Origin of the sequence: Cupriavidus sp. H39 (assembly GCF_050271075.1) — a bacterium.
Taxonomy (GTDB): Bacteria; Pseudomonadota; Gammaproteobacteria; order Burkholderiales; family Burkholderiaceae; genus Cupriavidus; species Cupriavidus necator_B.
Genome location: NZ_CP189847.1, coordinates 587,797 through 601,055, shown reverse-complemented (window position 1 = coordinate 601,055; position 13,259 = coordinate 587,797). Strand labels below are relative to the sequence as shown.

The 13,259-nt window shown below is 60.3% G+C and carries 8 protein-coding genes and 4 pseudogenes; 6 read left to right on the top strand and 6 right to left on the bottom strand.

The window, feature by feature from the left end:
* Nucleotides 1-987 carry a Bug family tripartite tricarboxylate transporter substrate binding protein gene (locus ACOCMH_RS15260; RefSeq protein ID WP_427309188.1) on the bottom strand — a complete coding sequence of 329 codons (987 nt, stop codon included), beginning with the start codon at nt 985-987 and terminating at the stop codon, nt 1-3.
* Between the two features lie 99 nt (nt 988-1,086).
* On the opposite strand from ACOCMH_RS15260, the gene ACOCMH_RS15255 reads away from it, so the two are divergent.
* Nucleotides 1,087-2,013, top strand: coding sequence for a LysR substrate-binding domain-containing protein (locus ACOCMH_RS15255; protein ID WP_427309186.1), 927 nt, complete (start codon nt 1,087-1,089; stop codon nt 2,011-2,013).
* 117 nt (nt 2,014-2,130) lie between these two features.
* On the opposite strand, the gene ACOCMH_RS15250 is transcribed toward ACOCMH_RS15255, so the two are convergent.
* A complete protein-coding gene (locus tag ACOCMH_RS15250) occupies nt 2,131-3,048 on the bottom strand; it encodes a LysR substrate-binding domain-containing protein (RefSeq protein ID WP_427309185.1) in 918 nt (305 codons plus the stop codon).
* Between the two features lie 117 nt (nt 3,049-3,165).
* Here ACOCMH_RS15250 and ACOCMH_RS15245 point away from each other — a divergent pair.
* A pseudogene (locus ACOCMH_RS15245) lies at nt 3,166-3,885 on the top strand (Bug family tripartite tricarboxylate transporter substrate binding protein); the annotation flags it as partial.
* 64 nt (nt 3,886-3,949) lie between these two features.
* On the opposite strand, the pseudogene ACOCMH_RS15240 reads toward ACOCMH_RS15245, so the two are convergent.
* Nucleotides 3,950-4,327: pseudogene (locus ACOCMH_RS15240) on the bottom strand (4Fe-4S dicluster domain-containing protein); the annotation flags it as partial.
* Nucleotides 4,324-7,403: pseudogene (gene fdnG, locus ACOCMH_RS15235) on the bottom strand (formate dehydrogenase-N subunit alpha). The pseudogenes fdnG and ACOCMH_RS15240, both read right to left, overlap by 4 nt.
* A gap of 1,326 nt (nt 7,404-8,729) precedes the next feature.
* Here fdnG and ACOCMH_RS15230 point away from each other — a divergent pair.
* The 4 genes from ACOCMH_RS15230 to ACOCMH_RS15215 all read left to right on the top strand — a co-directional run bounded on the left by ACOCMH_RS15230 (nt 8,730) and on the right by ACOCMH_RS15215 (nt 11,902).
* A complete protein-coding gene (locus ACOCMH_RS15230) occupies nt 8,730-9,935 on the top strand; it encodes a Mu transposase C-terminal domain-containing protein (RefSeq protein ID WP_427309183.1) in 1,206 nt (401 codons plus the stop codon).
* A 7-nt stretch (nt 9,936-9,942) separates the two neighbouring features.
* A complete protein-coding gene (locus ACOCMH_RS15225) occupies nt 9,943-10,809 on the top strand; it encodes a TniB family NTP-binding protein (protein ID WP_427309181.1) in 867 nt (288 codons plus the stop codon).
* Nucleotides 10,769-11,320 carry a TniQ family protein gene (locus tag ACOCMH_RS15220; RefSeq protein WP_427309180.1) on the top strand — a complete coding sequence of 184 codons (552 nt, stop codon included), beginning with the start codon at nt 10,769-10,771 and terminating at the stop codon, nt 11,318-11,320. The genes ACOCMH_RS15225 and ACOCMH_RS15220 overlap by 41 nt, the downstream gene beginning before the upstream one ends.
* Before the next feature lie 246 nt (nt 11,321-11,566).
* Nucleotides 11,567-11,902 carry a helix-turn-helix domain-containing protein gene (locus ACOCMH_RS15215; protein WP_427309178.1) on the top strand — a complete coding sequence of 112 codons (336 nt, stop codon included), beginning with the start codon at nt 11,567-11,569 and terminating at the stop codon, nt 11,900-11,902.
* A 32-nt stretch (nt 11,903-11,934) separates the two neighbouring features.
* Here the strand turns inward: ACOCMH_RS15215 and ACOCMH_RS15210 are convergent, their stop codons facing one another.
* Together ACOCMH_RS15210 and ACOCMH_RS15205 are read right to left on the bottom strand one after the other, a co-directional pair.
* Complete coding sequence (locus ACOCMH_RS15210) at nt 11,935-12,237, bottom strand: hypothetical protein (protein ID WP_427309177.1); 303 nt, start codon at nt 12,235-12,237, stop codon at nt 11,935-11,937.
* Nucleotides 12,238-12,882: 645 nt separating this feature from the next.
* A pseudogene (locus ACOCMH_RS15205) lies at nt 12,883-13,145 on the bottom strand (ISKra4-like element ISBte2 family transposase); the annotation flags it as partial.
* Nucleotides 13,146-13,259: the final 114 nt, after the last annotated feature.

Below are 13,259 nucleotides of genomic sequence, written 5' to 3'. Positions count from 1 at the left end.
TCAGTCCAGGGTAATACGGTTGTCTTTGGCGATGCGCTGGTAGAACCTGATTCGCTGCTCCGTTTCCCTGGTATAGGCCTCCGGCGTAATGTCTTCCGGCACGATCATGCCCTTTGCGACCCAGGTCGAGCGGGTCGAAGGTTCCGCGAGAATCTTGCGTACCGCCAGGTAGAGTTGTTGCACGATTGCATGGGGTGTCCCGGCCGGGGCGGCAAGGCCGTTCCATGAAGTCTCATTCAGGTCAGGCAGCTTGAGTTCGGCAAAGGTCGGCACATCCGGCAGTTGCGGCACGCGCGCGGGTGCGGCCACGGCCAACGCTCGCAACTTGCCCTGTAAGATGTGGTCCAGGTTGGAGGACAGATTATTCCAGGTCAAGTGCACCTGTCCGCCCAGCAGGTCCGTCAGTGCCGCCCCGGCGCCGCGATAGGGAACATGCGTCATCGGGATACCCGCCTGGTTCTTGAGAAGTTCCATGCTGACGTGTGACACCGAACCCGTTCCGGCACTTGCATAATTCAGTGCGGTCGGATGGGCGCGCGCGTACTTGACCAGCTCGGCGAAGTTGCGAATCGGCAGCGATGCATTGCACAGCAGCACGTTTGACAGCCGGCTAATGAGCGTGATATTCGAGAATCCCTTCACCGCGTCATAGGGCAGCTTGGGGTTCATCGCGGGATTCACGACATGCGTGCTCTGTGAGGTGACAATGAGGGTGTAGCCGTCAGGCTGTGCTTTCGATACGTAAGTCGAACCGATAGCGCCTCCGGCGCCCGGCCGGTTGTCGACCACCACAGGCTGGCCAAGCGCCTTGCCCAGCCTCTCGGCGATCAGGCGACCGGACACGTCAACCGAGCCGCCCGGGGGAAACGGGACCACCAGGGAAATTGGACGGGCAGGATATTTTTCAGCGGCGAAGGCGGGCAGCTCCAGGCCGCCCAGGCTGCTGAGGGCGGCTGCTTTGAGAAAGGTGCGACGATTGATGGTCATTGCCGGCGTGCAAGTTAGAGTATGTCCCAAGATTAAGCAGACGCAGGCCCGCAGGCAAACGACAAAACCATTGACCACGATAACAAAATGTAATTGAGCATGAAGATTCGCTCTCCTTCACTGGTGGAACTGCACGCCTTTCTGGCGGTTTGTCGCCTGCGCAGCTTCCGCCTGGCGGCCGAGGAGCTTTGCGTCACCCAGGCTGCTGTCAGCCGGGCTGTGCAACGCCTGGAGCAGCACCTGGGCGATTGCCTGTTGTTTGAACGGTCGTCGCAGGGCGTGGCGCTGACCGAACAGGGCCGCCAGTTGCGCAAGTTAACGGAGCGCCATGTGCTGGCGCTGGAGGCTGCCGCGGCGCGGCTGCAGGGTCCACGCGCTGACGGGAAACTACGGCTGAGTGTGATTCCTACGCTCGGTACCCAATGGCTTCTTCCACGCCTCGCGCGCTTCAGGACAGCGCATCCGGAAGTGGATGTCGAGATGCGGCAGTTTCGTCATGATGAGGACTTTAGCCGCGACGACGTAGACATCTGGATTGAGGTGAGGCGACCTAAGCGACGTTGGCCGGCCAGGATGCAAGTGAAATACCTTCTCGGCCGCGAGATCGTTCCCGTCTGCGCACCATCGTTATTGCCGCGCTTGAAGCGTCCCAGCGACTTGCTTAAAGAGACGTTGCTGCATCATACGAACTTCCCGGAGAACTGGGCGCTCTGGGCCAAAGCAGCCGGACTCAGGGCCGCCCCCAAGCTGGGCCCTGGCTACGACCTGAGCATCAACTTGATCTTTGCGGCCAAGGCCGGATTGGGTATCGCGCTAACGCAACCCTGTCTAATTGAGCGTGAACTGGAAGCCGGTGAACTGGTGAAGCCTTTTGATTTGCCAGTAGACACCGAGCGCGGCTATTTCACCTGTGTGGACGCGCAGCGGCCGCGCAGCGCTGCGCAGAACGCATTTCTGGACTGGCTTCTCGCCGAAGCTCATAGAATCGAGCCGACTGATGCTGTCGTACCGGGTCAACGGCGCTGACAGAGAAGATGGCACCCACGTGCAAGGTGTAACTGGCGAAGGGAGCCAGTCTGGCCACACCAAAGGCGACCTTCCTTGGCGCAACGGCCTTCCGGCCTGCCGCCGAAGGTGCCACCCCTACCCGCCCGTTGCCAGCTTCTTCCCATGCGCCGCAATCTCTCTACGGAAGAGTTCCGCCATGGTCTCCGCCGCCAGCGACAGCGGCGTATCACGCAGGCTCAGTATGCCTAGCGTGATCGACGGCAGGGGCATGCGCAGCGGCACGCGGGTAACCTGCTGGGCGTAGGGTTGCACGCTGAGCCAGGCGGCGGGGCAGGAGAGCAGCGCATCGCTGCGCGTCATCAGGTTCCAGGTCACGCCGAAGCTGTTTGTCGTAATGATGCGCTGGGGCACCGGAATTCCGGCGCGCTGCAACTGGCCGACCATATCGGTGTGGTGGCTGCCGGGCGCCAGGTGCATCAGCCATTCGCAGTCGAGAAGCTGCTCCCATTCTGTGGCTTTCGCCAGCGGATGGCCGGGGCGGCAGCCGACAATCATTTCCAGCGTCTGCAGCGGCTCAAAGCTGAACTCAGGGGCGAGGGCTTGGTGCGCCGGGGCGGCAACGGCAAAGTCAATAGAACCGTCGCGCAGCGCGGGCAGTACCAGCGGCATCATGCCCTCTTCCAGATTGAGTTCGGCCAGCGGCATGCGCTTGCGGAATGCATCGATTACGTCGGGCAGCAGACTGACATAGATCGTTGGCGTGACCGCCACCGACACGTGAGCCTCCTTGCCGCCCTGTAACTGGCGAATGTCCTGCCGCGCCAGCTCGAACTGTGCCTGCGCCAGCCGTACGCGCATCGTCAGCTGATGGCCACACTCGGTCAGTGTCACGCCGCGCGAGCTGCGCACGATCAACGGCGCGTCGAGGTCCTGCTCCAGTTCGCGGATTGCCTTGGTGATGGCGGCCTGGCTGAGATGCAGGCTGCGCGCCGCGCCGCGGATGCTGCCGGTCTCGACCAGGCTCAGCCAGGCCTTCAGGTGATGGTCCTTCACGTCTCGTCTCCCTGCTCACTTTTGTTAATGCTGCTTGCTATTCGAGATGTCGCATGGCGTATTAAACACATTTGGCTAGAAGTCGACTGACAACCATGGGTTGTCTTCCTCAAGAAAATGGCGTCTTTCAACATTCATTCTAACTGCGTAGGCTTCTTGGAAATCCCATGCCAACGCAGAATGGACAGTGTTAGGAGACCTATGAAGAACAGACATGCCCCGACAAACAGATCCAACGAATCGGTGGAACTGGAAGGATCGGTCAGCGGCCGCTTGGCCGTACGGGTGATGGGCGCGCTGGCAGCTGCGGCGATATGCGCTGCACCACTGCTGGCGCACGCCGAGTGGCCGGAGCGGCCGATCAAGTTGGTAGTGCCGTATGCGGCAGGGGCCGGTGTCGACGTTGCGGTGCGCCCGATTGCCGATGCGATGGGCCGCGAACTGGGCAAGCCCGTGGTGATTGACAACCGGCCCAGTGCGGGCGGCATCGTCGGCACGCAGATGGTGGCCACCTCGGCGCCGGACGGCTACACCATCGGATATGGCAATATTGTCACGCTGGCCATCAACCGGTCTTTCTACACCAAGCTGCCTTACGACCCGGAAAGGGACCTGGAACCCATTGGAATGGCGCTGGGCAACGCCTATGTGCTGGCGGCGCGTAAGGACCTGCCAGTCAACAGCTTTGTTGATCTCATCGCGTACGCGCGCCAGCGCCCCGGCAAGGTGGTGATGGGCTCGCTGGCATTGGGCTCGGGTGGCCATCTGGCCAGTGAGCTGATCCAGGTTAGCACCGGAATCAAGATGCTGTACGTGCCCTACAAGAGCGGCGCGCAGGTGCTAAGCGACATGGTCAATGGCCAAGTCGATGTGATGCTGACAACATCGTCGGCGTGCAGCAGTCGACGATGCCGTTCGCATACTGCACGATGGCGCCGGGCGCGGGACAGGCCTTCAGGCAGCCGGGATCCTCGCAGTGCATGCAGCCGTCCTTGCGGATCAGCCATTCTAGCTTGCCGGCCTGGTCCTCATGCTCGGTGAAGCGCATCAGGGTCCAGGTGTTGGGCGACAGGTCGCGCGGATTGTCGTAGATGCCGACGTTCTCCTGCACGTCGCCGCGCAGGTCGTTCCATTCGTTGCAGGCGACCTGGCACGCCTTGCAGCCGATGCAGATCGAGATGTCGATCAGCTTGGCCACTTCCATCTGGTGGTCGCGGATGCGGGGCGCCGGCGTCAGGTCGGACGAGGCCGAGCGGCGGATGATGTTCTGCGAGTTCATGCCTGGGCTCCGGCCATCTTTTCAATGTTGACGAGAAATGCCTTGAATTCCGGGGTTTGCGAATTGGCGTCGCCAACGCCCGGCGCCAGCGTGTTGGCCAGATAGCCCTTGCGCGTCGCGCCCTCGAAGCCCCAGTGGCAAGGGATGCCGACCTGCTCGACGGTCTGTCCTGCTACCTGCAGCGTGCGCATGCGCTTGGTCACCACGGCCTTGGCCGTGATATAGCCGCGCCGGGTGGTGATCCGCACCGTGTCGCCGTGGCCGATGCCCTTGTCCGCGGCCAGCTTCTCGCCGATCTCGACGAATTGCTCGGGCTGCAGCATGGCGTTCAGGTGCGAGTGCTTGGTCCAGTGGCGGAACAGCTCGGTCACCGAATAGGTCGTGGCGACATAGGGGAACTCGGTGCGGTTGCCCAGCCGCTGCGCATCGTTCTGGAAGATGCGCGCGGTCGGGTTGTGGGTGACCCTGGCATGCTCGCGATCGGGCTTTCCACCGGCTCGTAGTGCTCGGGAAAGGGACCGTCGATCATGCCGCCGGCGGAGAACAGGCGGCCAACACCTTCGGGCAGCATGATGAAAGGCCCGACCGGCGTGCCGGGCGACGCGGTGAGCGGAAAATCGGGCACGTCCGCGCCCGCCCATTGCCGGCCATTCCAATGCAGGATCCGGCGTTTGGGGTCCCACGGGTTCCCCATCTCGTCCATCGAGGCGCGGTTGTACAGGATGCGGCGGTTGGCAGGCCAGGACCAGGCCCAGCCGGGGGTATTGCCGAGCCCGGTGTCGGTGTTGTCGCGCCGGGCCATCTGGTTGCCGGCCTCGGTCCAGGAACCGGCGAAGATCCAGCAGTAGCTCGAGGTCGTGCCGTCGTCACGCAGCTGCGCGAACGAATCCAGCAACTGGCCCTTGCGCAGAACCTGCTTTCCGCTCGGGTCGAAGACATCCGCCAGCGCATAGCCGTTGGCCTCCTTGGCCATTTCCTCGGGATGCGGGTTGTACGGATCATGATAGGTTTCGGCATCCCAGGTCATGTGCAGCACCTGCTCGGGACAGGCGCCGCCTTCCGTTTCGTACAACCGGCGCAGCTCCATCATGATGCCGCCGAGGATGGCCGGGTCATGCCGCGCTTCGCCTGGCGGCTGCTGACCCGCGTAGTGCCATTGCAGCCAGCGGCCGGAGTTCACCACGGTGCCGTCTTCCTCGGCAAAGCAGCTCGACGGCAGCCGGAACACCTCGGTCATGATCTCTTCGGTGTTGACGTCGTTGAACTTGCCCTCGTTGCGCCAGAAGTTCGAGGTCTCTGTCACCAGCGGGTCGATCACCACCAGGAACTTCAGTTTCGACAGGGCGGCGGAGGACTTGTTCTTGTCGGGCATCGCCGCCAGCGGATTGAAGCCCTGGACGATATAGCCGTTGACCTTGCCTTCGTACATCATGTCGAAGTACGCCAGCATGTCGTAGCTGCGGTCCCATTTCGGCAGCAGGTCGTAGGCCCAGTCGTTCTCCGCCGTGGCATGTTGGCCGAACAGGTTCTTCTGCAATGAGACGAAGAACTTGGGCAGGTTCTTCCAGTAGTTCACCTGGTCGGGCAGCAGCGCCTTGGGCGTGGCCTCGGCCAGGTATTGCCTGAGTGTCTGCTGCCGGTCCGTGGGCAGGTCCATATAGCCCGGCAGCCGTACCGACAGCAGTCCCAGGTCGGTATAGCCCTGGATGTTGGAGTGCCCGCGCAGCGCATTCACGCCGCCGCCGGCCATGCCGACATTGCCCAGCAGCAGCTGGATCATGGCCGCGCCGCGGATGATCTGGGCGCCGCCGGTGTGGTGCGTCCAGCCCAGCGCGTACAGCCACGTCAGGGTCTTGTCCTTCGCCGAGCAGGCACCGACGATCTTGGCGATCCGCAGGAAGTCCGCCTGCTTCACGCCGGTGATTTCCTCGACCTTCTGCGCCGTGTAGCGCGACACGTGCTGCTTCAGCAGGTTCAGCACGCAACGGGGGTGGCGCATCGACGGATCGCGCCGGGCGTTTCCTGCGCCGTCGAGTTCATAGGTCCAGGAGGACTTGTCGTACCGCTTCTTTTCGGCGTCGAAGCCTGAGAACAACCCCTCGTCGAAGCCGAAATCCTCCCGCACGATCAGCGATGCGTTGGTGTACGCGCGCACGTAGTCGCGCTGGATCTTGTCGTGTTGCAGCAGCCAGTTGACCAGGCCCATCAGGAAGGCCGTGTCCGATCCGGCACGGATCGGCGAGAAGATGTCGGCCACCGCGGCGGTGCGGTTGAAGCGCGGATCGATGACGATGACCTTGGCCTTGTTCTTGATCTTTGCCTCGATCACCCACTTGAAGCCGACAGGGTGCGCCTCGGCAGGGTTGCCGCCCATGACCATGACGACATTGGCGTTCTTGATGTCCACCCAGTGGTTGGTCATCGCGCCGCGCCCGAACGATGGGCCCAGTGCCGATACTGTAGGCCCGTGGCACAGCCGCGCCTGGCAGTCCAGGGCAAGCATGCCCAGCGAACGGGCAAACTTGAAGTCGAGCACCCTGGTTTCGTTGGAGGCCGCCGACGAGGCGAGCATGCCTGAACTCAGCCAGCGATTCACCAACTGGCCTTGCTCGTTGCGCGCGATGAAATGCTTGTCGCGATCGTCCTTGAGCAATCGCGCGACGCGCCGGGTGGCGTCGTCCCAGCTGATGCGAATCCATTCCTTCGACCCCGGCGCGCGGTATTCCGGGTACAGCAGCCGGTTTTTCGAATGGACGATGTCCAGCAACCCCGCCCCCTTGGGACACAGTGAACCACGGCTGACAGGATGATCGGGATCTCCTTCGATGTGGAAGATGCGGGGTTTTGCGTTCCTGGCCCCATCCCCCAGCGAATACATCAGAAGTCCGCACCCGACCGAGCAATAGGTGCAGTTGTTGCGCGTCTCTTTCGCACGCAGCAGCTTGTAAGGCCGCACGCCAGCCGGGGCCTGCGCCCAGGCTGGCGCCATGCCCAGGGCCGCGGCCGAGGCGGCCACGGGGCCGGCGCCAAGGATCCTTAGGAACCGCCGGCGTCCAATGCTGGTGGGTGTAGTCATCGTAGTCTCATCGTCATTGTTTCCACCAGCCGCGGATGAAGGGGCCGGGGGTCTCCGCCATTCTTATGTCCGACAAGGATTGAACGCGCGCACAGGAGCCGCTGCGTGGGGCTTGCGCAGGGGCATTGAGAGCCATCCTTGATGGGAATTGCTGCGTTGGGCAGCGTGCCTGGTCGTCTCCTGGCGTGGATCAGCGTGCCGCAACCGGTAGCGTCGCTGGCAAGACTCGTGCCTGTTGCGCAAAGATATCCGCGTGCCAACTGAAGGACAATTCAGCGATTCTTTGCCGGCCTATAAGGGATCCCTTAAGCGACGTATTGGAGGAGCCAGAAGATTGCCCTGCTTTGTGCGCGCTTGCTGAACCCTCCAGAGCAGCGCCGGCGCTTGGAGGAGTGGGTCCACGGCAACGTTGCCTTTCCCCGAGTACCGCGACAGCTCGTTGAAACCAAACTTGTTGAGGTAGAGGGAAATGTTGCAGCCCGGACGTCAGCGGTCACGGCTCCAGTTGAATGGGATTCTAGACGGCCAGATGGAGGCCTTCGTTGGCTACATACGCTGAGAACAACGGGCGTGCCAATTCAATAGTGCACTTGGGACGCTGAACCATCTGCTTGTACATGCAGACGAGGTCTATGCGGGCGTCAAGGAGCCAGTAGCTTGGAACGCTGGCGCCCAAGAAGCGCCTATGCTGCCGAGGACGGTGTTGAGGAACAAGGATCGTGCGAGCGATGTACAACATGTGTAAGACCATTCACATTGCCAAAACACCTTGATTTCTAAGCGAATTCGTTCCGCAAGTACACTTTTCGGCCGTTGCTGAAAGGCAACGCCAAAGCCATGAATGTTCAGCATTCGTAAGACTACGCCGGACTGACCAAAATCGCCTAATGTAAGACGAGGAAAAACCACTGGGGGCGTCCGATGAAAGAGGAGCCCGACGAGCGCGAGCTGGCGGCGGCGAAAATCTTTCGCCCCCTTGGCCAAGCGCCACTCACCCGCAAGCAGGCAACTCTTGCAGGACAGCTATTAGGTTTGCACCGTTCTTCAGTGTACCGGCTGCGCCGACGCTTTCTGGAAGACCCGGTGACAGCGTCATTGCTCCCGTCTCCGTCAGGACCACGGCGAGGGCAATACATGCTGTCGGATCAAGTGGAGGCAATCATTCAGGATGTCCTATCCGATTGGCTTCCGCGGAAGAAGCATCTCGCGCATCCCCTTCTTGCGATTTGCAGAGAGGTTCACATGCGGTGCACCGCTGCAGGTGCCATACCACCTTCACGGCCAACGATATCCCGCCGGTGGGCCGACCACCGGGACAAAGAAGGCATGAAGCTTTCCGGTGCAGCACCGGGCCACTTCGCTGCACGGTATCCATTGGATATTGTGCAGATTGATCACACCCTTGCCGACATCATGCTGGTCGATGAGGTGTTTCGCCACACGATTGGTAGACCGTGGCTAACTTTGGCGATCGACGTCGCCACACGAGCAGTCGTGGCCTTGTATGTCGGCTTCGACCACCCTAATGCGGCGACGGTCGCTCTGCTTCTGACGCGGATGGTCCTGCCGAAAGCGCCCTGGTTGGCGAGCCGGGAGGTCGCCGTAGACTGGCCAATGCATGGTGTGCCGAAGGTATTGCATCTCGACAACGCTGCCGAGTTCAAGAGTAAGGCACTGCAAGTGGGCTGCAATCAGTACGGAATCGAGCTGATGTATCGCCCGCCTGGACGACCGTACTTCGGGGGCCATATAGAAAGACTGAACCGGACCATAATGGAGAAAGTACACAGTCTGCCGGGCTCGACCGGGTCCTCGACGAAAGGACGAAAGGCTCGCAAGCCGGAAGCGGAGGCCGCATTGACACTCCGAGAGTTCGAGCAATGGTTGATGTATGAAATCGGACAGACCTACCATCACAGTGCCCATCGAGGGTTAAGCGGCGCAACACCATACTCAGCGTGGTCGACGTTGTCTGAAGCATCGAAGCTGCGGCTTCTTCCCGACTCCGCCGCCGAAGAACTTCGCTTCCTTATTCAGTTCCTGCCAATAGCCCGTCGCACCATCCAGGCTGACGGCTTGATGCTGTTCTATCTGCATTATTGGCATCCGGTCTTTGCAGCCTGGCGGGCGGCTAACCGTCGCGTCGTGGTGCGATACCATCCGGAGGACTTATCGAAAGTCTTCGTCAGTGCCGATGGCAAGGAATACGTTGAGGCAATCTTTGCCGACTTGCGGCGTGACCGAATCTCCCTGTGGGAGCAAAAGGCGGCACTGAAGCATCTCCGGTCGCAGGGAAAATCCCACGTCACGGAGTCTGCGATATTCAATGCGATCGCCGCGCAACGGAGCCTCATAGAGGGGGCCGCACATAAGCGGCGATCTGCAGACAGACGGGGAAGAGCAGGGGAGACTCCACCTTTCCCGGCGAGGTGGCGGTCCAGTCAACAGACGAAATCCCCCGGTGCGTCATCGCCCACGCCGGATGTGGACTACAGCAAGCCGGCTCCAATTTATCACGTCGAGCAACTGTGAACTGGCCATGGGTGCTTCCTTGACCCACCTTCTGCCGGATGTCCGCCCTTTAGCAAAGAGCGACGACAATGTTCGCATCCTTGCCTTGGCCCGCGATCGATGGATCGACTATCCCCGCGCAACACAGGCGTTCAAGGTCTTGGACTGGTTGGTGAAGACTCCTCCACGGCAGCGTATGCCCTGTGTGCTGCTGTATGGCGACTCGAACATCGGGAAGACCCAGATCATCGCGAAATTCGCACGGCGCCATCCTCCGGAATACGACGAAATAGCAGGCGTGGAGCACCGGAAGGTTGTGTCTATGCAGATGCCACCGGCGCCCGACCAGAGCCGCTTCTATACATCGCTCCTGTTTGAGCTGGGAGCGCCGTTCAACGCGGCAGCAAGGCTCAATGTGCTCGAGAATCTGAGTCGCGAGGTGCTACGGGAAGTTTCACCGCGCATGCTGGTTGTCGACGAAGTGCATCACCTCTTGGCGGGAAGTTATCGCGAGCAGCGCGCCTCACTGAACCTGCTCAAATTTCTCGCCAACGATCTCCAGATGACGATTGTCCTTGTGGGAACGCAGGATGCTGAGTTTGCACTGCAAACCGATGCGCAAATGAGCAGTCGCTTTGCGCGCTTCGAGATGCCTCGATGGCAGGAGTCGGAAGCCTTCCGAGGTCTCCTGGCGGCATTCGAGCGCATTCTTCCTTTGCGGCGGCCGTCAAATCTGTCGAGAAGAGAGGTTGTCTCGGCGGTTCTGGAGACGAGCGGAGGATTGACCGGTGAGGTCTCGCGGCTTTTGAATTCTGCCACTGAGCTTGCGATCCGCGATGGAAGGGAAATGATTGATGTCTCACACATTGAACACGCCCGGAGTTGCATGCTCTAACCAGCCAAGGCCGTGGCCCATTGCACCGCGGCCCTTTGATGGGGAGGCATTTGGAGGCTGGCTTGGACGACTCGCTGGAAAGTACGCCATGACGGTAGAACAGCTTTGGACGCACGCAGATCTCGGTCCGATGCCAACCCTGACGCAAAGGAAATGGCTGCTGTTTCCGCCAGTGCCGATCGAGACCTTGGAACGTCTCTCAAAGCTAACCCGCGTAAGCGTGGATCGCCTGAGAGCCATGCAGACCCCAATCGGTTGGATCTACGAAAGACGTCGCTTACGGTATTGCTATCCGTGTTTGATCCTGAACCCTGCCGATGTCAGTTCGCCATTCTGGAAGCTGGAGTGGCTGGATCCGGCCTTTTCAATGTGCGAGCAACATCCGGGCAAGCTTGAAACGACCTGGTACTGGAATCTCTATTACCTTGGTAATTTTAATCAGCTGCTTCGAAGAGCGCACGCAACGCCCCACCGGGATCTTGCTTCGCATGGGAACGATACAGGCGTATGAATGCCGAGCGAAAAAATGCAACGGTCGCACGAATGTTGAGCCTGGGTCGCACGAACCTCGTTCTTCAACAGAAAGCTGGTCGTGCTCAGTCGCCTTCGGCATCGAAAAATGCAATTAATCGCCAGGCTACTGCCCACAACAGCACTGCCAGCTTCTAGAGGAGGGCAACACCAAAAGTGGGGCGGCCATGCTTGTGCTTGGACGTTGTCGTTATAATTTCACTTTCGTGAAAGTTATTCTACGTCGATGCCGAGACCACTCCCTAATCCGACTCCACCATCACGCGCGACAATCCGCAGCATTGACCAGCTTGGCGATCGGATTCGCGCAACGCGGGCAGGGGAAGGCATGCCCATTGACCAAGCTGCTAATCATTGCGGGGTGTCCGTCGGCATGCTGTCCAAGCTGGAGAACGGCAAGGGCGTCAATCTGGAGCACGCGCTGCGCGTGATGGACGGACTGGGTTTGACGATGCTCGTCGTGCCGAGGGCGCATGCGGCGTTGCTCGAACAGGCAGCGGCTCATGCGACCAAGATGGACAAAAATGCGGCCAGGGAGTGGAAAGCCCGGGTTGAAGAGTAGACAACAGCATGCGGCAGGCAACGCCCGGCTTGCTAAACACCCAGCCGGAATCGGTTGGCGAGCTCTTCCACGATCGATGCCTGCAGCCTGTCGCGAGATACCTTGAGCGGATCGCGCTCTGCGGTCGATGCCATCCAGCGCTTGAAATCGAGGCTCTTTTGTTTGTTGTCCACGCCAGTCCGAATCAGGTACTCGCGGCCCTTCGTGGTTCGCCAGAGCATGCCGCCGCGAACCTCTGCGGCCTTGGCACGCGCGGATTCCCACGCTTCGAACACCGTCTTGGCGTCGATATACTGGCGCAGCGCATCCTCATCCAACTCGATCCACGGGTCCATGAGTTTCAGTATAAAAAAGCAATATGACAATTTTATACTGAAACTCGTATGTGGGCCATCCCGGCCCACATCTCTGGGGTGCTGGAACCACCCAATGAAGCGCATCGGCTTAAGCGGGCGAGGAACGCTCGAAGATGGTGTCTGCGCAATCTAGTAGGCCGACAGACGGAGAGCACAGCCCCCGATAGTGCGGCTTCCGATTTCCTGTGGCCGCGTCGTTATTTGTCTATTCACGGAACGGAACTAGGTGCTCAATGCTCGTGTTTTGGGGCGACGTTAGGTAACATCAACGACCTCAAAGTGTTCCGATCTTCCTTTCTCTGTACGCGCTGTGCTGCGCCACTCGCAGGCACGAGGTTTATGCTGTCTGCATAGGCTTGCATAATGAACTGTCGCAGCTCGCTCGTTTCGGGAGCTCGAGACTTTTGGACAGTGGAAGTGGACCAAAAGGCAGCGCTATTGACATTAGCTGACAGCGAGTTTTGGAATTGTGATGCTGAGCTGCCAATTGCGATGGCGTCTAGCCTTGCAATGGCGCCATTCGAGTACTTTCGCCCACCACGTTGTGCTGGAACGGCGCTAGGCTGGAAACGTCAGGTTGCCGTGCCCTCCGACCTGAGGTGCATTCACTCTGGTCTCCTAACCTGACGTGCGCGGACGATCGGTTCCCGATGCCGCTCGTACAAACGCGGTAAGACGCTCTGCAATATCCGGCAACTTCTTTCTCACAAACGCGACTACGTGGTAGGCCTGGTCTTTAGCCGTCAGTCGGCCCGGAGAACTTCAAAGCTTGAACATTCTGATTTGCGCCGGCCTCGAACGGAGCCTCCATCTATAGTGAGAGTCCACACGGTATCCTCGCTCGAGGTTTGGCGCATCAGAGGCTGAACGGTCTCGATTCGTGACCCTCTGGCCCTGATGGGCGCAACCACTATAAGGGGCGTCCTGCAACGCGCGCCTGCCGGGCCCGCCGCCAGAGCTACTCTCTTGCGTACTTCAATGCGGCGATGTTTATTACCTCG